Origin of the sequence: Variovorax sp. RA8 (assembly GCF_901827175.1) — a bacterium.
In the GTDB taxonomy this organism is placed as follows: Bacteria; Pseudomonadota; Gammaproteobacteria; order Burkholderiales; family Burkholderiaceae_C; genus Variovorax.
Window position 1 is genome coordinate 1954356 of sequence record NZ_LR594662.1, and the last position, 25730, is coordinate 1980085.

The 25730-nt window shown below is 67.5% G+C and carries 24 protein-coding genes; 15 read left to right on the plus strand and 9 right to left on the minus strand.

Annotated elements, in window-relative coordinates:
* Positions 1-2 precede the first annotated feature (2 nt).
* From E5P3_RS09335 to E5P3_RS09360, 6 genes are read left to right on the plus strand one after another with little or no spacing between them, the layout of a single operon-like run.
* On the plus strand, positions 3-1985 hold the full coding sequence (locus tag E5P3_RS09335; protein WP_197893950.1) for an ABC transporter permease: 1983 nt from the start codon (positions 3-5) through the stop codon (positions 1983-1985).
* Positions 1982-2755: an ABC transporter ATP-binding protein gene (locus E5P3_RS09340; RefSeq protein ID WP_162589610.1), complete on the plus strand. Its 774-nt coding sequence runs from the start codon at positions 1982-1984 to the stop codon at positions 2753-2755. Before E5P3_RS09335 ends, E5P3_RS09340 begins: the two co-directional genes overlap by 4 nt.
* Positions 2748-3452, plus strand: coding sequence for an ABC transporter ATP-binding protein (locus tag E5P3_RS09345; RefSeq protein ID WP_162585713.1), 705 nt, complete (start codon positions 2748-2750; stop codon positions 3450-3452). Before E5P3_RS09340 ends, E5P3_RS09345 begins: the two co-directional genes overlap by 8 nt.
* Before the next feature lie 37 nt (positions 3453-3489).
* Entirely contained in the window at positions 3490-4620 is a 1131-nt protein-coding gene (locus tag E5P3_RS09350; RefSeq protein ID WP_162585714.1) for an acyl-CoA dehydrogenase family protein, read from the plus strand.
* Positions 4621-4634: 14 nt separating this feature from the next.
* Positions 4635-5834, plus strand: coding sequence for an acyl-CoA dehydrogenase family protein (locus E5P3_RS09355; RefSeq protein ID WP_162585715.1), 1200 nt, complete (start codon positions 4635-4637; stop codon positions 5832-5834).
* A 3-nt stretch (positions 5835-5837) separates the two neighbouring features.
* Positions 5838-7445 carry an AMP-binding protein gene (locus E5P3_RS09360; protein WP_162585716.1) on the plus strand — a complete coding sequence of 536 codons (1608 nt, stop codon included), beginning with the start codon at positions 5838-5840 and terminating at the stop codon, positions 7443-7445.
* Between the two features lie 76 nt (positions 7446-7521).
* On the opposite strand, the gene E5P3_RS09365 is transcribed toward E5P3_RS09360, so the two are convergent.
* On the minus strand, positions 7522-9153 hold the full coding sequence (locus E5P3_RS09365; RefSeq protein ID WP_162585717.1) for an FAD-dependent oxidoreductase: 1632 nt from the start codon (positions 9151-9153) through the stop codon (positions 7522-7524).
* Between the two features lie 7 nt (positions 9154-9160).
* Positions 9161-10141, minus strand: a complete 981-nt coding sequence (locus E5P3_RS09370; protein WP_162585718.1) for a Bug family tripartite tricarboxylate transporter substrate binding protein — start codon at positions 10139-10141, stop codon at positions 9161-9163.
* A 194-nt stretch (positions 10142-10335) separates the two neighbouring features.
* Here E5P3_RS09370 and E5P3_RS09375 point away from each other — a divergent pair, with 194 nt between their 5' ends.
* The 4 genes from E5P3_RS09375 to E5P3_RS09390 all read left to right on the plus strand — a co-directional run bounded on the left by E5P3_RS09375 (position 10336) and on the right by E5P3_RS09390 (position 14804).
* Positions 10336-11220, plus strand: coding sequence for a LysR family transcriptional regulator (locus E5P3_RS09375; protein ID WP_162585719.1), 885 nt, complete (start codon positions 10336-10338; stop codon positions 11218-11220).
* A gap of 137 nt (positions 11221-11357) precedes the next feature.
* On the plus strand, positions 11358-12875 hold the full coding sequence (locus E5P3_RS09380; protein WP_162585720.1) for a hypothetical protein: 1518 nt from the start codon (positions 11358-11360) through the stop codon (positions 12873-12875).
* 23 nt (positions 12876-12898) lie between these two features.
* The gene (locus E5P3_RS09385; RefSeq protein ID WP_197893951.1) at positions 12899-13645 is read left to right on the plus strand and encodes a hypothetical protein; all 747 of its coding nucleotides are present in this window, start codon (positions 12899-12901) and stop codon (positions 13643-13645) included.
* A gap of 73 nt (positions 13646-13718) precedes the next feature.
* A complete protein-coding gene (locus E5P3_RS09390; protein WP_162585721.1) occupies positions 13719-14804 on the plus strand; it encodes a TAXI family TRAP transporter solute-binding subunit in 1086 nt (361 codons plus the stop codon).
* Between the two features lie 19 nt (positions 14805-14823).
* On the opposite strand, the gene E5P3_RS09395 is transcribed toward E5P3_RS09390, so the two are convergent.
* The gene (locus tag E5P3_RS09395) at positions 14824-16011 is read right to left on the minus strand and encodes an amylo-alpha-1,6-glucosidase (RefSeq protein WP_162585722.1); all 1188 of its coding nucleotides are present in this window, start codon (positions 16009-16011) and stop codon (positions 14824-14826) included.
* 234 nt (positions 16012-16245) lie between these two features.
* Between E5P3_RS09395 and E5P3_RS09400 the strand changes: the two genes are divergently transcribed.
* The 3 genes from E5P3_RS09400 (at position 16246) to E5P3_RS09410 (ending at position 19138) form a co-directional block, all read left to right on the plus strand.
* Positions 16246-17340, plus strand: a complete 1095-nt coding sequence (locus E5P3_RS09400) for a lipocalin family protein (RefSeq protein WP_162585723.1) — start codon at positions 16246-16248, stop codon at positions 17338-17340.
* Between the two features lie 134 nt (positions 17341-17474).
* Positions 17475-18170: a Crp/Fnr family transcriptional regulator gene (locus E5P3_RS09405; protein ID WP_162585724.1), complete on the plus strand. Its 696-nt coding sequence runs from the start codon at positions 17475-17477 to the stop codon at positions 18168-18170.
* 83 nt (positions 18171-18253) lie between these two features.
* The gene (locus tag E5P3_RS09410) at positions 18254-19138 is read left to right on the plus strand and encodes a hypothetical protein (protein ID WP_162585725.1); all 885 of its coding nucleotides are present in this window, start codon (positions 18254-18256) and stop codon (positions 19136-19138) included.
* Between the two features lie 57 nt (positions 19139-19195).
* On the opposite strand, the gene E5P3_RS09415 is transcribed toward E5P3_RS09410, so the two are convergent.
* Positions 19196-19693, minus strand: a complete 498-nt coding sequence (locus E5P3_RS09415; protein ID WP_162585726.1) for a flavodoxin family protein — start codon at positions 19691-19693, stop codon at positions 19196-19198.
* 37 nt (positions 19694-19730) lie between these two features.
* Positions 19731-20732 carry an alpha/beta fold hydrolase gene (locus tag E5P3_RS09420; protein WP_162585727.1) on the minus strand — a complete coding sequence of 334 codons (1002 nt, stop codon included), beginning with the start codon at positions 20730-20732 and terminating at the stop codon, positions 19731-19733.
* Between the two features lie 62 nt (positions 20733-20794).
* Between E5P3_RS09420 and E5P3_RS09425 the strand changes: the two genes are divergently transcribed.
* Both E5P3_RS09425 and E5P3_RS09430 read left to right on the plus strand, forming a co-directional pair.
* Positions 20795-21076: a hypothetical protein gene (locus tag E5P3_RS09425; RefSeq protein ID WP_232073063.1), complete on the plus strand. Its 282-nt coding sequence runs from the start codon at positions 20795-20797 to the stop codon at positions 21074-21076.
* A 95-nt stretch (positions 21077-21171) separates the two neighbouring features.
* On the plus strand, positions 21172-21987 hold the full coding sequence (locus E5P3_RS09430) for an MHYT domain-containing protein (protein WP_162585729.1): 816 nt from the start codon (positions 21172-21174) through the stop codon (positions 21985-21987).
* A gap of 122 nt (positions 21988-22109) precedes the next feature.
* On the opposite strand, the gene E5P3_RS09435 is transcribed toward E5P3_RS09430, so the two are convergent.
* The 4 genes from E5P3_RS09435 to E5P3_RS09450 are packed head-to-tail and all read right to left on the minus strand — an operon-like array spanning position 22110 to position 25725.
* Positions 22110-23342: a glycosyltransferase family 4 protein gene (locus E5P3_RS09435; protein WP_162585730.1), complete on the minus strand. Its 1233-nt coding sequence runs from the start codon at positions 23340-23342 to the stop codon at positions 22110-22112.
* A gap of 35 nt (positions 23343-23377) precedes the next feature.
* Complete coding sequence (locus E5P3_RS09440; RefSeq protein WP_162585731.1) at positions 23378-23728, minus strand: copper-binding protein; 351 nt, start codon at positions 23726-23728, stop codon at positions 23378-23380.
* A gap of 40 nt (positions 23729-23768) precedes the next feature.
* A complete protein-coding gene (locus tag E5P3_RS09445; protein ID WP_162585732.1) occupies positions 23769-24269 on the minus strand; it encodes a cupredoxin domain-containing protein in 501 nt (166 codons plus the stop codon).
* A 40-nt stretch (positions 24270-24309) separates the two neighbouring features.
* Positions 24310-25725: a multicopper oxidase family protein gene (locus tag E5P3_RS09450; RefSeq protein ID WP_162585733.1), complete on the minus strand. Its 1416-nt coding sequence runs from the start codon at positions 25723-25725 to the stop codon at positions 24310-24312.
* Positions 25726-25730: the final 5 nt, after the last annotated feature.

A 25730-nucleotide genomic window follows, 5' to 3' on the forward strand; every position in this document is an offset into this window, starting at 1 on the left:
GCGTGATCAATGAACTGATGTTCGCGGTGTTCAATGCCGCGGCGTTCGGCATGGCGATCTTCGTCGTCGCCGCCGGCCTCACGCTCATCTTCGGGCTGATGCGCCTGCTCAACATGGCGCAGGGCGGCTTCTTCATGATCGGCGCCTACACCGCCTACTCGGTGATGGGCCGCGACGTGCAGTCGCTCTGGATGTTCCTGCTCGCCGCGCTGGTGGGCGGGATCGTGGTAGCGCTGCTGGGCCTGGTGACCGACCGGCTCGTGCTGCGCCGGCTGCGCAACGTCGATCCGCACTACGTGCTGATCGCGACCTTCGCGCTCATGATGGTCTGCTCCGGCGTGACCAAGCTGGTGTGGGGCGTCGACTTCTTCTCCGTCAATCCGCCGCCGGGCCTGGACCAGCCGCTCAACCCCTTCGGCATGTTCTTCTCGGCTTACCAGATCTTCGTGATCGCGGCCGGGGTGCTGGTCTACATCGTGCTGGAGGTCGCCATCCACCGCATGTGGTTCGGCAAGCTGATGCAGGCACTCGCGGCCGACCCCTGGATGGCGGGCGTGCTGGGCCTGAACGTCTCCTTCGGCATCGCGCTGAGCGTGATGGCCAGCTTCTTCCTCGCCGGGCTCGCGGGCGGGCTGCTGCTGCCCAACCAGAGCTTGTCGACCGGGCTGGGCGACTCCTACCTGATGTACGCCTTCTTCGCGGTGATCATCGGCGGGCTCGGAAACATCCGCGGCGCCTTCATCGGCTCGCTGGTGCTGGGCCTGGTGCAGAGCCTCAACACCGTGCTCCTGCCCTCGGTACCCGGTCTCGCGATCTACGTGGTGCTGGCCGCCTTCCTGCTCTGGAAGCCCAACGGCCTGTTTCCCTCCGTCGGCGCGCAGGCGGAATCCGGCAGCGAGGCCCACGGCTCGGGCGCGCTGCACCGCCCGCGCATCCCGCGCGGCGTGTGGCAGGTGCTGGGCGTCGCCACGGTCGGCATGCTGGCCACCCTGCCGTTGTGGGTGAATGCGGGGCCGCTGTACGTGGTCGGGACAGTCCTGGTGCAGGTGATCTTCGCGCTCTCCTGGAACATCCTGTTCGGCTACACCGGCCTGGTGTCCTTCGGGCATGCGGGCTTCTTCGCCATCGGCGCCTACCTCGCCGCGCTGGCGCTGCGGCACATCGCGGGGGTGCCCTTCCTCGGCGTGCTGGCGGCGGCGGCCCTGTTCGGCGCTTGCGCGGCCTGGGTCATCGGCGTGCTGGCGCTGCGGCGCATGAGCGGCGTGTTCCTCGCCGTGCTTACGGTGGCGCTGGCGGAGGCGCTGCGCCTCATCATCGGCTTCTCGACCTTCCTGGGCCGCGAGGACGGCATCACCGACATCCCGCGGCCGGTCCTCGACCTCGGCCTGCTGCGAATCGACCTCACCAGCTCCAGCGCGTACTACTGGTTCCTGCTGGTGGCGACGGTGCTGATCACCGCCTTCCTCTGGTGGCTGCTTCACAGCCGCTTCGGCCGCACGCTGCAGACAGTGCGCCAGGACGCGGAGCGCGCGGCCTTCATGGGCACGCACGTCGCGCGCTACCGGCTCGCGGCCTTTGTCATCTCGGGTGCGGTCGCAGCGGTCGCCGGCGCGCTGTACGCGCCCTGGTCGCGCATCGTGACGGTGGAAGAAGTGCACTGGCTGGCGTCGGCCCAGCCGATGCTGAACACGCTGCTGGGCGGTGTCAGCTCCTTCTGGGGGCCGGTGGTGGGTGCCGGACTGTTCGCCGCCATCACCTATGCCACGCGCACGCTGGTGGGGCTGTCGGAGCTGATCGTCGGCACCGGGCTGCTCGCCATCATCCTGCTGGCGCCCAATGGCGCGGTCGGGCTCTGGCGCAGCGTGGAGGAGCGGCTGTGGGGCCGGCGGACGGGCGTGCCCGCGGGCGATGCGGCGGATGAGCCCATGGCGCACGACGCGCGCTTGCCGGCTGTCGGCAAGCTCGAGGCAGGAGGTGCCCGATGAGCGACGAGCTGCTGCGCGTGGACGGCGTGCGCAAGAACTACGGCCCGATCGAGGTACTCCATGGCGTGAGCCTGTCGGCGGCGCGCGGGGAGGTCTTCGCCATCATCGGGCCCAACGGCGCCGGCAAGACCACCATGTTCAAGGTCATGACCGGCGAAGTGCCCTGCGACGGCGGCACCATCCGCTTCGAGGGCAAGGACGTGACCCGGCTGCCGGCGCACGAGCGCGTGCGCCAGGGCTTCGGCCGCACCTTCCAGGTGGCGCGCGTGTTCCACGATTTCACCGTGCTCGACAACGTGATCGCCGCCGTCGAGGCGCGCCGCCAGTACCGGGGCGAGCCGCTCGGTGGGCGCTGGCGCTGCGCGCCCTCGTCGGACGTGCGGGCCGAAGCCATGGCGCTGCTGGAGGACGTCAAGCTCCACACGCTGGCGCAGGAGGCGGCGCGCTTCCTCTCGCACGGCGACAAGAAGCGGCTCGAGTTCGTGATCGCCCTGGCCGGCAGGCCGACCATCCTGATGCTCGACGAGCCCACCGCCGGCATGTCGCCCAGCGACCGGGCGGACATCGCGCAGCTGGTCGCGCGCACGCAGAAGGAACGCGGCATCACCGTGGTCATGACCGAGCACGACATGGACGTGGTGTTCGGGCTGGCCCACCGGATCATGGTCATGAACTACGGCGAGGTGGTGTCGACCGGCACCGCCCGGCAGGTGCGCAGCGATCCGAAAGTGCGCGAGGTCTACCTCGGCAAGGAGATGTTCGGTGCTTGAAGTCCGCGAACTCGATGCCTTCTATGGCGACAGCCACATCCTGCATGGCGCACAGGTGTCGGTGAAAGCCGGCCAGCGCGTCGCGCTGCTCGGGCGCAACGGCGCCGGCAAGTCGACCCTGCTCAAGAGCGTGATGAACGCCGGGCCGCGCGTGCGCGGCATCCTGCGCTTCGACGGCCGCGACCTGCATGGCGTGCCGACGCACCAGCGCACCCGCATGGGCCTGTCGCTGGTGCCGGAGGACCGGCGCATCTTCACGCACCTCACCGTGGCGGAGAACATCGCCATCGCGCGCTACGGCGCCTCGGCCACGCGGCCCGCGGTTCCCGTGGGGGACATCATCGCCCGCTTCCCGATGCTGGCGCCGCTGCAGCAGCGCTACGGCGGCCAGCTCAGCGGCGGCCAGCAGCAGCTGCTCGCCGTGGCGCGCGCCATGGCCGCGAACCCCACGCTGCTGCTGCTCGACGAGCCCACCGAAGGGCTGGCGCCGATCATCGTGGAGGAGATGGCGCGCGATGTCGTGCGCACCTGCACCGAGGGCAACGTGGCGCTGCTGCTGTGCGAGCAGAACATCTGGTTCGCCCGCCGCTGCACCCAGTACGTCTACGTGATCGACACCGGCCGCGTGGTCTTCGAGGGCGACTGGGACCACTTCGACCGCCACCCCGACGTCCAGCAGCGCTACCTCGCGCTCTGAACCCGACCGGACATTCCAAGCAACTTCCAGACTTCCCATGGATCTCCAGTACACCCCCGAACAGAACCAGCTGCGCGAAAGCGTCGAGCGCTTCGTGCGCGAGGAATACGACTTCGCGCACCGCCGCAAGCTGGTCGCGAGCGAGCTCGGCCACGACGAGAACTGCTGGCGCAGCTATGCCGACTTCGGCTGGCTGGCCGTGCCCTTCAGTGAAGAGGACGGCGGCATCGGCGGCGACGCGACCGATACCGGCATCGTGATGGAAGGCATCGGGCGCGGCCTGCTGCTGGAGCCCTACCTGGCCAACGTCGTGCTCGCCGGTGGCGTGCTGGCCGGCCTCGGCAGCACCGATCAGAAGGCCAGTTGGCTCCAGCCGATGATGACCGGCGCGCACAAGCTGGCGCTGGCCCATGCCGAACCCGAGTCGCGCTACGAGACGGCGCACTGCGCGACCACGGCCCGGCGCGAGGGCCAGCGGTATCGCATCGACGGGCGCAAGTCCCTGGTGCACGGCGGCGCTGCCGCGGACCACTATGTCGTGATCGCGCGGAGCTCGGGCCCGGCCTCGGACCGCGCCGGACTGACCGCGCTGGTGGTCGACGCCAAGGCACCGGGGCTCGAGGTGCGCCCCTATGCCACGCACGACGGCAGCCGGGCCGCGGACCTGGTGTTCGAGGGCGTTCGCGTCGATGCATCGCACCGGTTGGGCGAGGAGGGCACCGCCCTGCCCGTGCTCGAGCTCGTGATCGACCAGGCGATCGCCGCCATCGCCTCGGAAGCCGTCGGCGCGATGAGCACCCTGGTAGAGATGACGCTCGACTACCTGAAGACCCGCCAGCAGTTCGGCCGCCCGATCGGCACCAACCAGGCGCTCCAGCACCGCATGGTCGACATGTACATCGCGCTGGACGAGGCACGCTCGATGGCGTTGTACGGCGCGCTGATGCTGGGCGAGGCCGACGCGGGCGCGCGCCGCAAGGCGCTGTCGGCCACCAAGATCGAGATCGACCGCGCGGCGCGACGGGTGGGGCAGGAAGCGGTGCAACTTCACGGCGCGATGGGCGTGACGGAGGAGCTCGCGGTAGGCCACTACTTCAAGCGGCTCTCGATGATCGGCGTCAGCTTCGGCGACAGCAGCTGGCACCTGCAGCGCTATGCGCAGGCCTGAGAAGGTTCGACTGCATGGACCTCCATCTTTCCCCGCAGGAGCGGGCCTTCGAGGCGGAAGTGCGCGAGTTCATCGCGCGCGAGCTGCCGCAGGACATACGCGAGAAGGTGCGTCTGGACCGGCACCTCGGGCGCGACGACTTCATGCGCTGGCAGCAGATCCTCGGGCGCAAGGGCTGGTTCACCGGCGCCTGGCCGCGCGAGTTCGGCGGCCATGCTTGGAGCCCGATGCAGACCATCATCTTCAACCGGGTGGCCGGCGAGATGCACTGCCCCGAGCTGCAGGTCTTCGGGCCGGCCATGGTGGGGCCCGTCATCTACACCTTCGGCACGCCCGAGCAGAAGGCCGAGCACCTGCCGGCCATCCGCGATTCGTCGGTGTGGTGGTGCCAGGGGTACTCCGAGCCCGGTGCCGGCTCCGACCTGGCGGCGCTGCAGACGGCGGCCGAGGACGGCGGCGACCACTACATCGTGAACGGCCAGAAGATCTGGACCTCGTACGCGCACCATGCGGACTGGATGTTCTGCCTGGTCCGCACGGGCCGCCAAGCCAAGCGGCAGCAGGGCATCTCCTTCCTGCTCATCGACATGAAGACTCCGGGCGTCGAGGTGCAGCCGATCCGCATGATGGACGGGCGCCACTATCTCAATGCCGTGTTCTTCAACGACGCGCGGGTGCCCAAGCGCAACCTGATCGGCGATGAGGGCCGCGGCTGGACCTACGCGAAGTTCCTGCTGGAGCACGAGCGCGTGGAGAACGCCAACCTGCGCTTCATCACGCAGGAGCTTCAGAAGCTGCGCCGCGTGGCCTCGGAGGTGCGCAGCGACGGAAAGCGGCTGGCCGACGACCCCACCTTCATGGCCGAGGTCGGCGCCGTGGAGGTGCAGTTCAAGGCGCTCGAGATCGGCCTGTTGCGGATGCTGTCGGACATGGACGCAGGCGCGCCGGCGGGGCCGGGCAAGTCGTCCTTCATCAAGATCCGCGGCACCGAGATTGCGCAGCGCATCACCGAGCTGCTGGTGCAGGCCAGTGGCCCCGATGCCCTGCGCTACCAGCCCGGGCCGCTCTTCGGCCGGGGTGACGACGCGCCGATCGGGCCGGCGCACGCGCTCGGGCCGGTTGCCACCTACCTGTTCTGCCGTGCGATGACCATCTATGGCGGCAGCACGGAGATCCAGAAGAACATCATGGCCAAGCACGCACTGGGTCTGTAGAGAATGAACGACGACGACATCGACTACCTCCAGGGCGAGCAGCCCTTGCACGAGTACCTGCGCGGCCACGCCCGCCGCCAGCCCGACAAGGTGGCACTGCTGTGGTATGGCCGCGCCATCAGCTATGCCGAGCTCGACCGCTGGAGCGACGCCTTCGCCCAGGCGCTGCACGAGCGCGGCGTGGCCAAGGGCGACCGGGTGGCGCTCTTCATGCAGAACTGCCCGCAGTACCTGATCGCGCACTTCGGCATCCAGAAGATCGGGGCGATCGTGAGTCCCTGCAGCCCGATGTTCAAGGCGCACGAGTTCGCCTACCAGGTCGGCGACCTCGGCGCCAAGGCGATCGTGGCGGCCGATCACCTGGTGCCGATCGTCCAGTCGGTCGCCGACCGGGTGCGCGTGCCGCATGTGTTCGGCGTGCGCTACGCCGACCTCCTGCCGGACACGCCGAGCTTGCGCTTGCCCGAAGAGGTGGCGCTGCGTGCGCCGCTGCCCGAAGGCACGCTCGACTTCCACGCGATCGTGACCCGCACCGGCGACGTGAGCGCGCCGGCGGTGCAGCTGTCGATGGACGACGTGTCGCTGATGACCTACACCTCCGGCACCACCGGCATGCCGAAGGGGGCCATGCTGAGCTACCGCAACGCGCTCTACAAGACGGCGGTCGGGCAGGACATGTTCCGCATCCGCGCCGACGACGTGATGCTGGCGGTGGCACCGCTTTATCACATCGCCGGCATGATCTGCGGCGTCACCATGCTGGCCTACACCGGCGCCACGGTGGTGCTGCTCAACCGGATGGACCCGCTGGCCGTGCTCCAGGCGATCGAGCGGCACCGCGTGAGCTGGTGGTACGCGATGGCGCCGATGCTGGTGTCGACCATGAACGAGCCGGGCGCCGAGCGCTTCGACCTGTCGTCGCTGCACACCACCATGGCGACCAGCTTCGGCATCAAGCTCACCGAGGAGCTGGCGCGCCGCTGGAGCGCCTTTGCCAACGATTGCCTGGTCTACGAGGCGGGCTACGGGCTTTCGGAGACCCATACCAACGACGTGCTCATGCCGCGCGATGCCGTGCGCTGGGGCACCAACGGCGTCCCGGGCCGCGGGGTCGAGCTGAAGATCCTCGACCCCGAAGGCCGTGCGCTTCCGCCCGGCGAGAGCGGAGAGATCGCGGTGCGAAGCCGTGGCGTGTTCCACGGGTACTGGAACCGGCCCGACGCGACAGCCGAAGTGCTGCGCGACGGATGGGTCCACACCGGCGACATCGGCAAGATGGACGACCAGGGCTACCTCACCTTCATCGGCCGCGTGAAGGAGATGATCAAGGTGTCGGGCTACAGCGTCTTCCCCGAGGAGGTCGAGTCCATCCTGATCCTGCACCCCGGCGTGCGGCAGGTCGCGGTGATCGGCGTGCCTGATGCCGACAAGGGCGAGGTGATCAAGGCCTTCGTCGTGCCGCAGGCGAAGGGCGTCGACGCCGCGGAACTGCTGCGCTGGGCGCGCGACAACATGTCCCACTACAAGGTGCCGCGCCAGCTGGAGTTCCGCGCATCCCTGCCGGCCAGCGGGACGGGGAAGGTGCTGCGCAGGCTGCTGAAAGAGCCGTAGCCAACGGCGTCGAGAACAGACAAGAGCTCTCGATGACGGCGAAGATGCCTTTGGCAGGCTTCGACCTTGGCCCCCGCTATTTCCCCTTTGCGAACTGATATCCCACCCGCCTCGTGGGCGTCAGTGCGCCGAAGCTGGGCCAGGACAGCAAGACGCCCTGCTGCTCCAGGACGCGCTGGAAGTCGCCCAGCGAATGCGTGTCCGAGCGAACGGCGCGCAGCGGCTGCTTGCGTGCCAGTGCGAAGGCGGCCAGCGTGCCTGAGGCTTCGCCGATGCTCCATTCGGTCGCATGCTCGCGGCAGGCGCCATTGGTGATCCGTGTGGTGCCCAGGTTCTTGCAGGCCGGAAGCAGGTTCTCGACGCGCTCGGGTAACAAGGCGCCCAGGGGAATCTGGAAGGGATAGGAATCGATGTCGACCGTGTCGCGTCCACGTGTGCTCGGGTGCAGGTCGATGCGGTAGGCGCCGATGCCCACGCTGTCCTCGAAACGCTCGGCCGAGTTCGAACCGGGCCGGGCCGCAACGCCGATGTGCTGCTCCAGCACCGTGAACTCGGCCCTGATACGTCGGCCTTCGCGGTAGTAGGCCTGCTTGGCCAGTCCGTCTGCGGTTCCCAGCACGTCGCCGCGCAGCCGCAGCCCGGGATAGCCCTGGCCGCCGTCGTGGCGCGGAGCCTCCGTCTGCATCCAGTAGAAGAAGGCCAAGCTCAGTTCGCGCGCCTTGCGCAATGCCTGCGCCTGCGCTTCGGGCGAGACGCCCACGACGGGCATTTCCCAGTAGTCGATCTGAGGCCAGTTGACTAGGGTGATGTCGCTCGGGTAGCTGCCGGGCACAAAGTTCTGGCGGTAGGCGATGCGCCGCGCGTGCCACAGGTCGTAGAGCGATTCGGTGTCGGTGGGACCCACGAACAATGGCCGCTCGCGCGGCTCGTGGGTCACGAAGTCGCTGAGCGTCCAGCTCAATTGCGGACCTGGCCAGCAAGGCAGTTGCAGCTTGCGCAGCCGCTCGTAGTCGCTCGGCTTGTCGATGGTGTGGTCCTCGCCGGGCAGGTAGTCGGCCGCCAGGCACCAGGTCATGGCCTGCTGGTCGAAAGGGTCGGCTTCCGGCAACGCATGGAGTTCGCCGGTCTCTGCCTGCGCTTCCGCGCCGAACACATGCTCCACGTCCGCCATCTGCAGCAAGTCGCCGATTTCGGTGGCGTCGATGAACACCCTGGCGTTCAGAACCACTTCGGCGCCGGTCTGCAGGTCGAGCACCTGCGCCGCGCGAATGGAGTCGCCGCTGCGATCGACGCTCAAGGTCCGGTGCCGACGCAGCACGGTGACCCGGCCGCCCGCGATGTGAGGTGAGAGCATCTCGTCGATGACTTTCACCGCCACCCAGGGCTCATGACACAGCGAGCTGACGTTGCCCTGGCCCGGATTGAGCCGCACGCGGCGGCGCGCTTCCTCCGTGAGCGGCAGGTGGCGCCGGTAATAGGCGCGGATCGACTCGCGCAGGGTCGCGTAGCTTTGCGAACCTGTCAGGTACTCGATCCACGGATGCTCGTCGGGCGGCACGCCCTGCGCGGTGAGCTGCCCGCCCAGCCATTCCAGCTCCTCGACCAGGATCACCGTGGCACCCAGCCGCGCTGCTGCGAGCGCGGCCGACACGCCGCCCAGCCCACCGCCGATGACGACGATGTCGGCGGTCGCTTCCTTGGCGCTCATACCTCGGTCACTCCGCCTTGATGCCGAGCTTGCGAATCGCATCGCCGTAGCGCCGGGTCTCGCTCGCGATGAGCTTGCCGAAATCGGCAGGCGTTCCAGATGCCGCTTCTACGCCCAGGCCTTGCAGCCTGGCCTTGGTGTCCGCATCGGAGAGGAGCGCGTTGATTTCCTTGTTGAGGCGCCCGACGATCGGCTCGGGCGTACCAGCGGGCGCCAGGACACCGAACCAGCCGGTGACCTCGAAGTCCTTCATGCCTTGCTCTGCCACGGTGGGAACCTGCGGCAGGACGCTGGAACGCGAGCGGGTTGTCACCGCCAAGGGCACGAGCTTGCCGGATTGGATGTGCGGCAGTGCGCTGGAGGGGATGTCGAAGCCCAGGTCCACCTCGCCGGAGAGCAGCGCAGCGAGGGCAGGCCCGGAGCCCTTGTACGGCACCATGACCATGTCGATCTTCGCCTCGTTCTTCAGGAACTCGGCCGCCAGGCTGGTGGTGGTGGCACCGCCGCCGCCGGCGGCATAGTTGAGCTTTCCGGGACTCTTGCGGGCCGTGTCGATCACATCCTTGAGCTGCTTGAACGGTGAACTGGCCGGCGCCACGATGACCACGGGCGAGGCACCGACCTTGGCCACCGGCTCGAAGCTCTTGATGGTGTCGTAGCTCAGTTTCGGATACACGGCAGCGCTGCCGGCATGGCCGCTGGTCACCATCAGCAGCGTGTAGCCATCGGGTTTGGCGGACGCGACGGCTGCTGTCGCAATCGTCGCGCCGGCGCCGGCCCTGTTGTCCACCACCACGGGCTGGCCCAGCGCGTCACCGAGTTTCTGCGCAACCAGTCGAGCCAGGATGTCGGCCGAACCGCCGGGCGCGAAGCCCACCATGAGGGTCACCGGCCTGGCGGGATAGGTCTGGGCCTGGCCCGTACACAGGGTCAGCGCGGCGCCTGCAGCGAGCAGAGCCTTGAAGAGGGGACGGAGTGTCGAAAGCATGGAATGTCTCTTTCTCTTTCTATGGGGGAACCAGGAACGGATTTCAGGCAACCGAGGGCCGGGGAGCGGCGCTGTCGATGTTTGAAATGCTAGGAAGGGCGGCCCGCCCGGTCCAATACCAAGTCGAGTGCCGGCTATAACATCCTGGTCTTGCCTTGGTTTTCCCGAGCAGCATTGTTCTAGGGCCGCTTCAATTGAACCTCCGACAGATCGAGGTGTTCCGCGCCGTGATGACGACCGGCTCCACCACCAACGCTGCCAAGTTGCTCCACGTTTCGCAGCCGGGTGTAAGCCGCCTCATCCGGCATCTGGAGATCCAACTGGGGGTACCGCTTTTCGAACGGCGCAACGGCCGGCTGGTCGCGACGCCCGAGGCGCACACGCTGCAGGAGGAAGTGGACAGGGTCTACCGCGGCGTCGTGCACGTGCAAAACGTGGCCTCGCATCTGCGCTTCGGCAACCACGGAACGCTCCGGGTCCTATCGAGCGCCAACGCCGCCTTGCAACTCGTGCCGCGTGCCACGGCCAGGCTGCTGCAGCACTTCGGACATGCCAAGGTGTTCTTCGAGGCGCTGCCCACGCGCGAGATCGTGCAGTTGCTCGTGGGCGAGGAGGCCGATGTCGCGATTTCGAGCGCTCCCCTGGACCATCCCGTGCTGGATGTCCGTGAAATCGGTCGCTGGGCCCTGCTTTGCGCCGTGCCCAAGGGCCACGACCTGGTGGGCCGGAAGTTCGACCTCGCCCAGGCCCTGAGGCAGCGGCTGATCACCTACAGCCCTGAAGCGCCTCAAAGCGGTCTGATCGACGGCTGGCTGGACGACCTGCAAATTGCTCGGCAGGTGTCGGTGGAGGTCCGCTCCGGCTATGCGGCCTGCGCCATGGCGGCCGCCGGAGCGGGAGTTGCTTTTGTCGACGAACTATCGGCGCGTGCTCATCGCTCGGACGATCTGGAACTGATCAGGATTCCGAACGCGCCCAGGTTTGCGATCTACAGCGTAACCAACGTCAATCGACCGTTGTCGCAACTTGGCAAGACATTTCTGAAGGCCGTGAAACACGAGCTGCACGCGCTTGTATAGCGACCACGGACCCGCGCGCATCCGTGTTGCCGGGCGCATGGCATCAGCGATCCGTGCGGCGCGGCGGGCGGCGGGATCGGGAATTCCCCTCAAAAGTAGGGACACACACATGGGAACCAACGCACTACACTGAGCCGATGTCCACTTGGCTGACCTCGGCTCTTCAGAGCGAGCACTGGGCGGTGGGCGACCAGTCATGGTCGCGCAATCCGGCAACGGGTGTCTTCGAGCTGGCCGACTACAAAGGATGGGGCGCGCCCCCGCCGGCGTGCGACCCCCTCGACCTGGCGCCGCTGGTGGGCGCCCGCGTGAGCGTCGACGGGCCGGATCGGGCAGGCCAGTCCGTCGCGCTCTATCCCGGAGCCTTCAAGTTCTCTCCCGTGACGGGCAAGGCGCTGCCCGCGCCATCCGTCGCCCACCGGGACACCTGGCTGCCGCCCTTCGGCGGCGACAGTTCCGCCGAGGATGCGCCGCAAGGGCTGCGCCTGACGTCCGCGCCTCTCGCGCTGCGCTCGACGCTGACCATCGAGTCCCTGCCGGACCGCCAGCTGGCGGCACCTCCGGCGGGCCACTATCAATTTCTCGTCAGCGCGTGCCAGACCTGCGACGCCCGGTTGCTCGCGCTGGAGTTTTCGCGGGGTCGCATCTACCACTGGCTGCCGCACTCGGAACGCTGGCTGGAGCTCCGTCCGGCCGGCGCGCAGGCACTCGGCAGGAGCTCTCTCGGCGAGCAGGCTTGGGGCATGGCGGTGCATGATCCGCAGGGCGCCAGCAGGATCTTCATGCCGACCGACGATGGACTGGCCATCGTCTCCATCAACCTGATCGCCGGGACCTTCGAGCTGCACATCGTCGGCACACGCTGCCTGGGCGCACCCGTCCTGTGGCAGGGCAAGGTGTACGTGCCGATGCTGCAGGAAGACGGCAAGCTCGGCGTCCATGGCCTGGATCCGTCAGGCACTGCGCTTCGCCGCGTCGAGGGGCCGGTGCTCGATGCCGCGTCGGCCGCATGGGTCCGCCCGCTGGCGGATCGCCGGCAGATCGTCTGGATGTCGGCGGTGGGCCAACTGGTCGTCAAGCCCGGCGGCGGTGGCGCGTTCGAAGCATCCCTGCTGCCCTGGCCGAGCGGCATCGTGCCGAACTTCGAGCTAGGCAGCCCCTACCTGTCCCGCAGCGGCCACCTCTGGCAGCAGTGCGCGCTGCAGGACGAGGGCAACGGGAGCGAAGAGGGGCAGCGGTTCGCCTTCGTTCAACTGGGGCTCGGCGAGCCGGAGATCAGGCCGGCCAGTTCGCCTCGGCTCAGCACCGGCGCCGCGTGCTTCCAGCTCGATGCACGCCTGCGGATCGCGCCATGGTTCGATGCCGACGACTGCATGGATTCCGATGCCGGCGAAGTGATCATTCCCTTGCTGGAATCGACCTCGGCATCGACCGTGCTGTGCGCGCGCGTGGCGAGCACCGCGCCGGTCGACAGCCTCTTCGCCTCGAACGAATCGCACACCGCCACATTCGAGCTGCATGGCGAGCACGACGTGCAGTTCTGGGTCGCCCGCCTGCCGCGGCCGTGGGCGACGCAACCCTTCGTCTACTCGGGCTACCTGTATCTCTATCACCCGGACAAGCGTCGATTGCCCGGCTGGCGGATCGACCCATGAGCGGTCCTTGACCTTTCTCGAACATGGCGCACCTGGCGGAACTGGACCTGGCGTTTTCGCAGCCGTGCAAGCGTTGTGCGCAGCTGCTGTATGGGCGCGTCAAGTTCTGTCCGTACTGCGGCGGCGAGAACGATGCGCCCCGGTGGGGGGACGAGGCAGCGAACACGGCTTTCGGGCCCGGGCACGCGGCCTCTGATTCCGCCGAGCCGGCACCGTCGCCGGCGGAAGAGCTGCTCATCGTGCCGCGCCACGAAGCGCCGGAGACGACCGATCGTCCCATCCTCGAGGTCCGCAACGAAGCCCGGGAGGAGGCGGACCTCGACATCGCCCATATCGTCCCCGCTGCCTTCGAGTGGCCCGAAGAGCTGCCGGTCGCGACCACGACGGTGCAGCCGCGAGCCCTGGCGCCGCGCCGTGGCCCGATGCTGAAGTACGCCGCGATCGGGGTGGCGATGGCCGTCTCCGTGCTCGCCCTGATCCTCGGTTATGTCCGTTCCGGCCAGGAGAGCGTGGCGCAGCGGTCGAAAGCGCCGACGGCGCAGCAGCCCCAGCCGCAGAGTGCGCCGGAGCTCCCCACCCAGGCACCGCGGGGCGCAGAAGTGACGGCCGCCGTTGTCCCCGCCCCGGTCGCTGCCGTCCCGGCGCCGGTCGCGCCGGTCGCTGGCGCCGCCCCTGCACCGGCGGTGCCTGCGCAGGAGCCCGGCAAGGCCGGGTGCAACGAAGCACTCGCGGCATTGGCCCTGTGCCCCGACACCGGGAGCGCGCGTTGAAGGGCGCGAGCCGCGCCTCGCGTGGGCCATGCCCGGCGCCGCGACCCCACCAGGAATCCTCGAAGGAGCCAGCATGCCCATCCGATCACTGTTGACGGGACTGATGTGGATCGCCCTCCTGCCCGCGGCCCTCGCGGCGCCGCCCAGGGCCGAGTACAAGATCGTCACCGCGTCGAAGAGCGGCACCTACATCCAGATCGGCCGCGACCTCGCCAAGTGGGTGGCGGAGCCCGCCGGCATCGATCTCGAGGTGCTGGAATCGAAGGGTTCGGCCGAGAACGTGCATCGCATGCGCTTCGAGCAGGGGGTCAAGCTCGCGCTGGTGCAGTCCGACGTCTACCAGGCCTTCCTGGACGAGGCGAAGGCGGGCAGCGCCGACGCGGGCAACATCATCCGGCCGCTGCGGCTCATCATGCCGCTCTATGACGAGGAGATCTACTTCGTCGCCCGCGCCGACTCGCCGCTGAACTACATCCATGAGATCAGGAACCGGAAGATCAGCGTCGGTGCGCTCGGCAGCGGCACGGCGCTCACCTCGAGAACGCTCTACCAGCTGATGTTCGGGGAGCCGCTCCCGCCGGCCAACACGGAGTACCTGAGCAACGAGGAGGCGCTCGCCCGGCTCACCGTCGACAAGTCGATCGACGTCGCCATCATCGTGGCCGGACAGCCCGCCAAGCTGTTCACCGACATGAAGCCCGAGGCGCGCAACTTCATCAAGATCCTGAAGCTGGACGAGAAGGCGCCGGAGACCACGCGCGCGAAGAAGACCTACTTTCCCGCGACCATCCGCGCGGCGAGCTACGCCAACTGGCTCGCGGCCGATATTCCCACCCTGACCGTCAAGGCCTACCTGGTCACCTATGACTATGGCCTGCAGTCCACGGTCGGCAACCTGGTGCGCTTCGCGGATTCGCTCTGCACCAATTTCGACATGCTCCAGGCCAACGGACACCCCAAGTGGAAGCAGGTGAAGCTGGAACTGCCTGCACTGGGCCAGGGCTGGCGCTACTACCCGCCGATGGAAAAGCGGTTGCGCGCCTGCATTTCATCCCAGGCAGCGTCGAGGGTAGGGGCCTTTGGCAAGGCAGCCGCACCATCCCAGCCCCGACGCCCCTGCACGGAGCAGGAACTGGTGCTGGGCATCTGCAACAGGTGAGGCAACAGGGCGCGACGAGTCACCAGCCCGCTGCCTCGCCCAGCAACGCGCGCCGTGCCAGCAGAAAGGTCGCCGCATTCCAGCTCTGGCCCGCCATCCCCCTCGGCGCCAGCGTCCGCCCGTGGAACCACTCGGTAAAGCGCCAGTCGTCGAGCGCGTTCACCCATGCCAGCCGCGCGAGCTCGGACCAGGCCGGCTGGTGCAGCCCCAGGCGCGCCAGCATCATTGCCCAGAAGCCGCCGACGAATGGCCAGATGCCGCCGTTGTGGTACTGGTGCACGAGGTTCTGTTGGTGGCGTCCCATGTAGAGCCGCCACAGCGGGTGCTGCGGTGTCAGCGGATGCAGCACCACTCGCACCGGATAAGGCACGCTGGCATTCGCCGCGGTGAGGGTCTCGACGATGCGGTAGGCCAACCGGGTATCCGCCAGTCCGCTCTGGATCGCCAGGATGTTGCCGAACACGTCCCCTTCGTGGCCGACCACCGAGAGATTGACGAAGCTCAAATACAGGCCGGGGTCGCGCCGGCCGCGGCGCGCATAGTGCCGCAGCAGCCGCGCCCGGTGGTACTTGGGCAGCTCGTCCTGGAAGGGATTGAACAGGTGATTGAAGTGGTAGTGCGTCGCCTCGGTGTGGTCCAGCTCGTAGCGGCGCTTCACCTCGTACCAGAGCGCGTTGGTGTAGAGCACGTAGCCTGAGCGCGGCATGATGTCGGCCCAGTCGCTGGCCTCGTTCTGCTGCAGCAGCCGGAAGTGCTGGTGCTCCTGCGCCAGCAGCCAGCCGATCGCGCGGCCCACCTCGCCGCTCCAGTGCGAGGGGCCGACGCGGCCATGGCGGCGCACGTGGTCCACCGCGATCAGCCACCACAAGGTGGCGTCGATGCAGCCCAGGTACCAGAAGTCGGCATCGCGACCTTCGGGGTCCACGTACTTGGGGATCTGCCCGTTGGGCGCCTGCTGCGCCGCCAGCGCGTCGAGGCTGTTCACCGCGCCCTGCTCCAGCGCGGGCACGCCGCTGCCGCACATCGCCATCACGCAGATGGCGGCGTCGCGCCCGAAGATCCGCGTGTAGCGCCGCGCCTCGGCCGCTTCGGTGCGGCTGGCGGCGAGGATGCCGTGCGGGGTCAGGTTGCGCTCGAGGAGGTCGAGTGAAGCCTGGGCGCAGGTGTCGATCAATGCACGGGCGGGAGGGTCGAGATGATGGGCCATGGGTCTTGTGGTCGCAGGGGAGTCTGCCAGCGGCAATTCTCGCGGCTCGCACGACTGCGCGAGGCTGCGTGGCTAAGATGTCCGCCGACCGGGTCCAGACCCGAAGGCGAAAGGACGCCCCTGAACATGAGTGCCGACGACCCCATTCGACCGAGCCGCAGGCGTTCCGCCTGGGAACGCGCCCGCTCCCCCTCCCGCGCTCGGGCACGCGCGCGGGCGCGGAGGAGGGGATTGATGGTGTTCTCCGCCGCCGTGGCGGTCGTCATGGTGGTCATCGGCGCGACGCTGTACCACCTCGCGAGCTCAGAGCGCGAACTGTCTGCCGCCGTGGCCGCGGCGCCGCCGCAGGCAGGCCGCAAGCCGGTGGAGCGAACGGCCGCGCTCCCGCCCCTCACCCTGCCGGCCGACGATGCGCCCCATGGGTCCGCGATGGAGTGGTGGTACTACAGCGGCATCCTCGGTGCCGAGGCGGGCCAGCGCTACGCCGTCCACATGGTCGTCTTCGTGGCCAACGGGCTGGTCAAGCACACCGTCATGCATGCGGCGCTGACCGACCTCCAGACCGGCAAGCGCTATGCCAGCCAGAGCCGTACCGGCGGCACACCCGCGAGGAGCGTCGCCTACGGCTTCGACTTCCGGCAGGAGGGATGGCAGGTCACCGCGTCGCCATCGTTCCATGTGCTGCAGGCCGGCTTCGACGGCGCCTCGATCGCCGTCGACCTGGGTGTTTCCGGCCCGGTCGTCGCGCATCGCGCGCCGGGTTCCGAGACGCCCGGCCTGCTCGACTTCGGCCAGAGCGGGATCAGCTACTACTATTCGCGCCCCCGAATGCCGGCGCGCGGCAGCATCGCCATTGCAGGGAAATCCGTCCCGGTGAGTGGCGAGCTCTGGTTCGATCACCAGTGGGGCGAGTTCGATGTCCTGTCGCTGGGCTGGAACTGGTTCGCCCTGCACCTGGACGATGGATCGGACCTGATGGTCTACGAACTCTTCGACATGGAGGGCCGGAAGGTCATGACCGCGGGCACCCTGTCGAACGCCCAGGGCTCGCAACCCCTCGAACCCGGCCAGGTCGAACTGGTGCCCGGCCGGACATGGACGAGCCCGAAGACCGGCATCGGCTACGTCGTCGAATGGGGCATCAAGCTGCCATCGGGCTTCCTGAACATCAAGCCCTTCTTCGCCGACAGCGAATTCGATTCGGGCGGGACGACCGCGAACATCTATTGGGAAGGGCCCGTCAAGGTGGGCGGCAGCCGCGAAGGGCAGGGCTTTCTCGAGTTGAGCGGCTACGACCGCCTGGGCGCCAGCCAGCCGAAGCGCAGGTGATCCGGCAGGCCGGGGCTGGGCTTGCGGACTTGCACTCATCCGCTGCAGCGCCGAGTTGGATGTAATGAACGTCCGCCGGTCCTGGGTTTGTCCATCATCATCCCGTCCAGGACCGCACCGGAGAGGGAACGCTCATGCCAATGCCCGCACTGTTCGACACCGCAGTTGCCGCCTTGTATTCGGCCTTGGCCACGCCATCCGGCATCGTGGCGCTGTGCTCGGCAGGGGTCGCCGGCTTGCTGATCATCGTGAGCTCCTTCGTCAAGACCATGATCCCCCTGCGCTGCCTGGCGATCGGCGGCAACCTGGGCTTCCTCATCTACGGCGCGCTGCATCCGTCGCTGATCCTGGTGCTGCTGCACGGCGCGCTGCTGCCGATCAACGTCTTCCGCGCGGCCCAGATGGTCCGCCTCACCCGCCGCGTGCAGATCGCGGCTGCGTCGAACGACCTGTCCGGTGTCTGGCTGCGTCCCTACATGCGCCGGCGGCGTTTGAGGAAAGACGCCATCCTGTTCCGCAAGGGTGATCCCGCAAAGCGCTTGTATTTCCTCGCGGAAGGGCGGATCGAGTTCGTCGAGATCGGGCAGACCATGGAGCCCGGCCGGCTGTTCGGCGAGATCGGGTTCTTCGCGCCCGACAAGCGCCGCACGCTGACCGCCCGCTGCGCCACCCCCTGCACCGTGCTGCAGATGGACGAGATGACTTTCAAGTCGCTCTATTTCCAGAACCCCGCCTTCGGGTTCGAGGTGGTGACGCTGGTGGCCGGGCGCCTTCTGGCGGACCGGCAGCGCCTCGAGGATCGGCTGGCGACCGTCTCGCCCCCGCTCTGAGCGTGCGGCGGCCCGAGGCGAACAACCTATTGCAAATGGAAGGCTAGCCAGACCCACGACGCGGGCTGACAATGCGCAACATCATGAAACGCGCGACGACACTTCGCCGCCTGGCGCTGTGGGTCTGGTTCCTGATCCTGCCGGTCATCGCCCAGGCGCAGACACAGCTAGGGAGTGCCGCTGCCCTGCGGGCCAAATACGACGCCGTGCAGACGCAGTTGGCAAAGAACGTCTTCGGGCGGCCGCTGGTGCTCGAATCGACGGAAGCTTCCGGGCAGTTGAGCGGCGACATCTTCGCGGTGCTGAGCCACCCGTTCGACCAGGTGAGCGGTTCCTTGAGCCAGCCCGGCGTCTGGTGCGATGTGCTGATGCTGCACCTCAACACCAAGCACTGCGCAGTGCGCGGAACAGCCCCTGCCAGGATGCTCGCCGTCTCGGTCGGCCGCAAGTTCGACCAGCCGCTCTCGGAGGCCCAGCGCGTCGAGTTCATCTGGCAGCCGCCGAACGTCGCCGACGACTACCTGAGCGTGCGGCTGAGCGCCGACAAGGGGCCGCTGTCGACCCGCGACTACCGCATCGAGCTCGAGGCGACGCCGCTGGGCAACGGCAAAACCTTCATTCATCTCGGCTACGCCTACGCCTACGGCGTTGCCGCGCGCATCGCGATGCAGGGCTACCTCGCGACCCTCGGCGCGGACAAGGTGGGATTCACCGCGACGGGCAAGGACTCGGCGGGGGAGCCGGCGTACGTGGGCGGCGTGCGCGGCGTGGTGGAGCGCAACACCATGCGCTACTACCTTGCCATCGATGCCTACATGGACTCACCCAGGCAACTGGCGCCGCGCCTCGCGGCCTGGTTCGACAGCACGGAGCGCTACGCGCGGCAACTGCACGAAGTGGAGCGGGAAGACTATCTCGCCATGAAGCGCAACGAATACAAGCGTCTTGCGAGCGGCGTGGCCGAGTGAGCGCAGCCTGGCGGTGCCGATCACGCTGACGGGCACGAAATCCTTGAGAGGGCCGGATCAGTACACGCCCAGCGCCAGCCCCGCCGCCAGCGCGGCGCCGAGCTCGCGGCATTGCGCAAGGTCGTCCGCACCGATCTGCTTGGGGCGCGCGATCGCCTCGGGGGTCTGGGCGTGGGTGCAGACGATCAGTGCCGGCGCGACGCAGCGCAGCCGCCAGCCGGTGGCGATGCGGTCGATCTGCCGCGCGGCGTTCTGGCCGTCGCTGCCGGCGCAGATCAGCGTGGCGTAGGGCCGGCCGTTCACCTGGTCGAGCGCGGCGTAGTAGCAGCGGTCGAAGAAGTCCTTCATCAGCCCGGCCATCGCGGCGAGGTTCTCGGGCGTGGCGAACACATAGCCCGCCGCGCCCAGTACGTCGTCCGGCTGTGCCTCGGGCGCGCGCAGCAGCCGCACCTGCACCCCGGCTTCGTCGCGTGCGCCCTCGGCCGCCGCCTGCGCCATCTGCGCGGTGCCGCCGGTCATCGTGTGATAGACCACGAGCAGCGTCTTTGGATTCATGCCGCCCAGCATAGCGGCACGATACGGCGAGCGCGGTTCAGTCGTCGTGGTCCTTGTCCTTGTCCCTGCGCTGGTCGGTAAGGAAATCGAGCGTGGCCTGCCAGGTCTGCGGCGAGTTCAGGATGCCGAGGTGGCCGGTGCGCAGGATCGGGTCGTAGGCGCCTTGCCCGGTGAGCACGAGCTCGCGCGCACCACGCAGGCTGGCGCTTCTGGAAAAGTCGGTGGGCTTGCCGAAAGAGTCCACGGCGGGCACCGGCGCCACCGCGCCGTCCTGCACCGGAAAGTAGACGAAGCTGGCGTCGCCGTTGCGGATGACCAGCACGCGGGTGGGCCCGTCGTTCTCGCGGCCGCCGTTGCGGCCGTTGAGCAGGCGCAGGAAAAACGTGTCGGGCGAGCCCAGCTCCCGGCACACGTCGCTGGTCGGGGTGAAGCCGCCCGCCGCCGGCGCCTGGAAGTAGTTGGCGGGGTCGGGGGAGCAATTGATGATGCCGTGGTTGGGGCCATCGATCGCCACGAAGCGGCGCACGAGGTGCTGCGCCTCGTCCTGCCGCATCCATTCGCGCGCCAGCGTCACGCCGAGGCTGTGGCCGACGATGTCCACGCGCTTCGCTCCGGTGAAGTCCATCACTGCCCGCACGAAGCGGCGCAGGTCCGGCACATTGGCCGCGTTGGTGTGGGCGATGCTCGAGCGGCGCGTCTGGTCCGAAGCGAGGTCGCACTGGTCGCCCTGGTAGCCGACGCCCCAGAGCTCGCTGGTGGAGTAGCCGTTGTCGGCGAGGAATTGCGCAAGCGCCTGGATGCGCCCGTAGGGGCTGCAGGCGGTGGCGAACGGCGTGTCGTTGTTGCCGTGGATGAGGATCACCGGCGTTCGTGTCACCGCGCCGGCGGCACCGAAGCCGATGAGCGGCCTGGCGAGCGAGGTGTCTTCGATCGAAGGAAAGCCGGGCGGCAGCGTGTTGCCCACGATCCCCGCCGCATGCGCGGCGACCGTGGCGACGAAGGCTGCAAGGGCGGCGGCATGGCGAATCCACGTTTTCATCAGCGGTCTCCTTCCTCTGCGGCGGCGATGATGCCGGTGAAAGGCGGGGCTGGCAAGGCCGCGTGCGCCGGACGATCTGCGACCCAGCCGAAGCCGTCACGCATGGCACGGGGCCGCGCATAGAGCTTCGCATAGTGGCGGCGCGAGGCTTCATCGAACTTCTTCGGTTCCTGCGGCACCGGGCGCAGCCAGCGAACTGCTGCGCCGGCGAGTTCGGCGAGCTGCTCAAGGGCCAGGGCATGGTGGCTTCGGACATCGCGCCCGCACAGATCCGTGCCCGCGTGGACAAGGAAACCGAGTTCTGGAGAAAAACGGTCCGGCAGCTCGACATCAAGATGGAATAGGGTGCGGCCCTGCGGAATACCTCACGGTCGAGGGCCCGTGCGAGAGGCAGAATGCGGGAGACCGCACCCCGTCTCCCCCAAGGTTAAAAGAACGTATGGATCCCGTCGTCGGCCAGCCGCTGTCTCCTCACTACGAAGCCGGACCCATCGCCCTGTCTTATGTGATCTCCTTCTTCGGGTCGCTGGTGGCCCTGCTGTGCACCGACAAGATGGTGCGCAGGGACGGCACGCTCGACCTGTCCATGCTGGCCTGCGGCGCGGTGGCGCTGGGCGGCATCGGCATATGGTCCATGCATTTCATCGGCATGGTGGCTTACAGGCTGCCCGTGGCGGTCGCCTACGACGTGCCGCTGACGGCCCTCTCGCTGGTCGCCGCGATCGTCATCTCGGGGATTGCCCTGTACCTGGCCGGTGGCAAGCGCTTCACGCGCCGCGGCTGGCTGGCCGGCAGCCTGGTGGCGGGCATCGGCGTGTGCGTGATGCACTACATCGGCATGTTCGCCATGAACATGCGTGCCAGCATGGATTTCGACCTGGTCATCGTCGCCGCCTCGGTGGCGATTGCCATCGGTGCGGCGGCGGCAGCCCTGTGGCTGGCCTTCAACCTCACGGAGCTGGCGCACCAGTTCATCGCGGCCGCGGTGATGGGAGGGGCCGTGTGTGCCATGCACTACACCGGCATGACGGCGGCCACCATGGTTTGCACCAGCGCCCCGGGGGCGTCCTCTTACCTGGTGGGCGACAGCAACCTCGGGCTTGCGGTCTTCAACACGGCGTCGGTGGCGCTGATCTTCATCTTCAGCAGGATCGAGATCGACGACTGGCTCGACAATGTTCGAGCCAGGGCGCGGAGGGATGCGCTGCCGCCGGCGTCGGCCCATCCGACCCCGACCGGCCGTCCCGGGCCGTGAGCTGATCGGGCGTGCCTGCTTCGGCCGCGCGTCAAACGCGATTTCCGCCGGTCGAGGCATTGGATGCCGATCGCTTTAATCCGTATCTCGTTGGTGGTGAAGCTCAGGGGATTGCTGCACGCTCATGAACGGCACTGCCGCGCTTCCAGCAATCGCCGATAGACAGCGACATAGTTCGCCATCATCTGCGCAGCCGAGTACTGCCCCGCGTTCTGCAAGCCAGAGGCCCGCATCTCGTCGAACTCCCCAGCTGCATCCTCGATCGCCGTGGCAATGGCCTCGGGGTTGTGAGGATCAACGTAACGAGCCGCGCGGCCGCCGATCTCGTTCATAGGCGGCAGGTTGGACGTGAAGACCGGGCAGCCGCAGGCCTGGGCTTCGATCAACGGCCAGCCGAATCCCTCCTGGAGGGACGGGAACACCAAGGCGGTGGCCCTGGCGTAGAGCGCACGCAGTTCCTCGTGGGAGACTTCCTGCAGAGTTCTCACTTGATCGGCTACGCCATGCCTGGACGCCAGCTCCATCAGGTTCTGCTCGAGCTCCGGCCCGACAAAGACCAGGGACTGCACCAGAGGTGGGGTGCCACGCGCGGCGGCACGGTTCTTCAGGGCGATGAACGTCTCGAGGACCGCTTGACGATTCTTGCGCGGCAGGTCCGATCCGACATGGATCAGGTAGCTGTCGCGCGCCCCCAGCCCAAAACGATGAACAAGCGAGTCTGCTTCCTCTGATCGGACCGGCGAGAAGTTCTCGTTCAAGCCATTGAGCACCGTCGTCACCTTGTTCTCTTGCGCCAGCTGCAGGGCGAGCAGTGCACGCTGCGTCGTCGGCGAGACGCAAGCGATCAGGTCAGCCTTGGCAAGTCCGGAAGCAATGAGCCGCTGGAACACTCGCCCGCTCCAACCGACGCGCCAGCCCTCGACCATGCCCTTTGCCGCTTGCACGGCGATGACGTCATGGCAGGTGACAAGCGCCGGCCTGCCCTTGATCCAGCGCACATACATGCTGTTGGAATGATCACAGATGTGAACGACGTCAGCCCAACGTGCCTGCGCAGCAAGTGTGGGAACGAACAGGACGAACTTGTCGAAGTAGCCAAGCCACTTCCACAGCCGCGACGACGGTGGCACGAGCTGAAGCCATCGCCTGGGCGCGATCACGCGCACCTCGCAATCGCTGTTCGGCAGCTCGCGCTCGAGAACTCGAACGAACGCCCGCATGCTGGCCTGGTTGTCCGGCTCATAGTTGCCGATCAGCAGGATCTTCATTCGTGCCTGGGCGACCACGGCGTCCTCCGACGATGCCTCTTCGGCGACCTCTCGGACAAGCAAGCCCCGGCGATCTGTGGTCGTCATGTCTATGCTCCTCCTGGCACACAAGTACAAGTCACCTAGCGCGCGGCTTCGAGCTTTGTCACGGTGAACTTGCCGTCGATCTTCTCGGCCTGAAAGCGAACCTTGTCGCCGGCCTGGACCTTGTCGAGCATGGCTTCCTCCTTGACCCGGAAGACCATGGTCATGCCGGGCATGTCGAGGTTCTTCAGCGGGCCATGCTTGAGGGTGAGCTTCCTGCCCTCCTTGTCGACCTTGCGGACCTCGCCATCGGCGAGTTCGTCGGCAGCCGACGATGGCGTCGCGCTCGCGCTCGGTGCGGCAGCACTGCTGCCGGGCTGTGCGGACGCCGAGTTTGCGAACGCCAGTGCCGCGATCATGACGGCGAGAGAGAGACGAATGTCGATCATGTGAGTTCCTGGTTGTCTAGGTTGATGAAGCAGGCAGCGATCAATGCCGCCCCTGCTTGCGCGCAGCTCTGGTGACGTTCACGGCGCCCTTCATTCCTGCGTCGTAGTGACCTGGTTGCAAGCACGCGAAGTCCACTTTCCCCGCCTCGGTGAACTGCCAGACCATCTCGCCGGTCTTGCCGCCGGCGAGGGTCACCATGTTCGGATCGGCGTGTTCCATCTCCGGGTTCTTCTTCATGACTTCGTAGTGCTCCCTCAGCCCCTTCTCGGTGCCGAGCACCAGCTCGTGCTTGAGCTTTCCGGAGTTGGTGACGACGAAGCGCACGGTCTCTCCTTGCTTCACGTCGATGCTGGAGGGGTTGAAGCGCATGCCGTCCGACATATCGACGTTGACGGTGCGCGTCGCCTTCGAAGCGATACCGGGCTTGCCGACCGCGTCACCGTGGCCATGGTCGCCGGCATGCTTGCCAGTGGCGAAGGCAGCCGTCGAGGCGAGGGCGATCGCCGCTGCGAGCGTGGCGATACGAATGGATCTGTTCATGGGGTTGTCTTCTGCTGAGATGAGTGAAGAGGGCCGGCCATCAATGGCCCGAGTGGCCGTTGGCAGGCTTGCGGACTTGAACCTCGATGTTCCTGGCCGGCATGTTCCGCGCGGGCATTGCGGCTGCGCCTGCGCTGCGGGACCGAGACGGATCGGGCAGTTGCCCGTCGAACTCGTAGGCCACCGTGCCCTTGGGATGCTTGAACCACCCCGGGTTCGAGTAGTCGCCCGGCTTCTGTCCGCGACGCACCTTGACGACGCTGAACATGCCGCCCATCTCGACCGAGCCGAAGGGGCCTTCGCCGCCCATCATCGCGACGGTGTTGTCGGGCAGGGGCATCTCCATCTCGGTCATGTCGGCCATGCCGCGCTCGCCCATCACCATGTAGTCGGGCACGAGCTTGGTGATCTTCCTGACCATGTCCTTGTGATCGACGCCGATCATGGTGGGCACGTCGTGGCCCATCGCGTTCATCGTGTGGTGGCTCTTGTGGCAGTGGAAGGCCCAGTCGCCTTCCTCGTTGGCGAGGAACTCGATCTGGCGCATCTGGCCGACTGCCACGTCGGTCGTCACTTCATGCCAGCGTGTGCTCCTTGGCGTCGGGCCGCCGTCGGTCCCCGTGACGACGAACTCGTGCCCGTGAAGATGCATCGGGTGGTTGGTCATCGTCAGGTTGCCGAAGCGTATGCGCACCTTGTCGTTCAGCCTGACGTTGAGCGAGTCGATGCCTGGAAAGACCCGGCTGTTCCACGACCACAGGTTGAAGTCCAGCATGGTCATGATCTTCGGCGTCGCGCTGCCGGGCTCGATGTCGTAGGCGTTGAGCAGGAACACGAAGTCGCGGTCGACCTCCTCGATCAGCGGATGCCTGCCCTTCGGGTGCGTGACCCAGAAGCCCATCATCCCCATCGCCATCTGCGTCATCTCGTCCGCATGCGGGTGGTACATGAAGGTGCCCGGCCGGCGCGCGACGAACTCGTAGACGAAGGTCTTGCCGGGCTGGATGGCCGGTTGGGTCAGGCCGGTCACGCCGTCCATGCCGTTGGGCAGGCGCTGGCCGTGCCAGTGGATGCTGGTGTGCTCGGGCAGCTTGTTGGTCACGAAGATGCGGACCCGGTCGCCTTCGACCACCTCGATGGTGGGGCCGGGCGACTGGCCGTTGTAGCCCCACAGGTGAGCCTTGAAGCCAGGCGCCATCTCGCGAACGACGGGCTCGGCGACCAGGTGGAACTCCTTGACGCCGTTGTTCATGCGCCAGGGCAGCGTCCACCCATTGAGGGTGACGACCGGGTTGTAGGGCCGCCCCGTCGATGGCGAGAGCGGTGGCATGGTGTCGGGCTTGTCCTGGAGCACAGGTTCGGGCAGGGCGGCCATCGCCACCTGGCTGACCGAAGCGGCGGCAAAGGCACCCGTGATGGCACCGGCCCCGCTGAGAAAGTTGCGTCTGTTCGTCATGTTGG

Coding starts and splice junctions, on each gene's coding strand:
- E5P3_RS09340 (WP_162589610.1), top strand. CDS start 1,982: ATGAGCGACGAGCTGCTGCGCGTGGACGGCGTGCGCAAGAACTACGGC.
- E5P3_RS09350 (WP_162585714.1), top strand. CDS start 3,490: ATGGATCTCCAGTACACCCCCGAACAGAACCAGCTGCGCGAAAGCGTC.
- E5P3_RS09355 (WP_162585715.1), top strand. CDS start 4,635: ATGGACCTCCATCTTTCCCCGCAGGAGCGGGCCTTCGAGGCGGAAGTG.
- E5P3_RS09360 (WP_162585716.1), top strand. CDS start 5,838: ATGAACGACGACGACATCGACTACCTCCAGGGCGAGCAGCCCTTGCAC.
- E5P3_RS09365 (WP_162585717.1), bottom strand. CDS start 9,153: ATGAGCGCCAAGGAAGCGACCGCCGACATCGTCGTCATCGGCGGTGGG.
- E5P3_RS09370 (WP_162585718.1), bottom strand. CDS start 10,141: ATGCTTTCGACACTCCGTCCCCTCTTCAAGGCTCTGCTCGCTGCAGGC.
- E5P3_RS09380 (WP_162585720.1), top strand. CDS start 11,358: ATGTCCACTTGGCTGACCTCGGCTCTTCAGAGCGAGCACTGGGCGGTG.
- E5P3_RS09385 (WP_197893951.1), top strand. CDS start 12,899: ATGGCGCACCTGGCGGAACTGGACCTGGCGTTTTCGCAGCCGTGCAAG.
- E5P3_RS09390 (WP_162585721.1), top strand. CDS start 13,719: ATGCCCATCCGATCACTGTTGACGGGACTGATGTGGATCGCCCTCCTG.
- E5P3_RS09395 (WP_162585722.1), bottom strand. CDS start 16,011: ATGGCCCATCATCTCGACCCTCCCGCCCGTGCATTGATCGACACCTGC.
- E5P3_RS09400 (WP_162585723.1), top strand. CDS start 16,246: ATGGTGTTCTCCGCCGCCGTGGCGGTCGTCATGGTGGTCATCGGCGCG.
- E5P3_RS09405 (WP_162585724.1), top strand. CDS start 17,475: ATGCCAATGCCCGCACTGTTCGACACCGCAGTTGCCGCCTTGTATTCG.
- E5P3_RS09410 (WP_162585725.1), top strand. CDS start 18,254: ATGAAACGCGCGACGACACTTCGCCGCCTGGCGCTGTGGGTCTGGTTC.
- E5P3_RS09415 (WP_162585726.1), bottom strand. CDS start 19,693: ATGAATCCAAAGACGCTGCTCGTGGTCTATCACACGATGACCGGCGGC.
- E5P3_RS09420 (WP_162585727.1), bottom strand. CDS start 20,732: ATGAAAACGTGGATTCGCCATGCCGCCGCCCTTGCAGCCTTCGTCGCC.
- E5P3_RS09430 (WP_162585729.1), top strand. CDS start 21,172: ATGGATCCCGTCGTCGGCCAGCCGCTGTCTCCTCACTACGAAGCCGGA.
- E5P3_RS09435 (WP_162585730.1), bottom strand. CDS start 23,342: ATGACGACCACAGATCGCCGGGGCTTGCTTGTCCGAGAGGTCGCCGAA.
- E5P3_RS09440 (WP_162585731.1), bottom strand. CDS start 23,728: ATGATCGACATTCGTCTCTCTCTCGCCGTCATGATCGCGGCACTGGCG.
- E5P3_RS09445 (WP_162585732.1), bottom strand. CDS start 24,269: ATGAACAGATCCATTCGTATCGCCACGCTCGCAGCGGCGATCGCCCTC.
- E5P3_RS09450 (WP_162585733.1), bottom strand. CDS start 25,725: ATGACGAACAGACGCAACTTTCTCAGCGGGGCCGGTGCCATCACGGGT.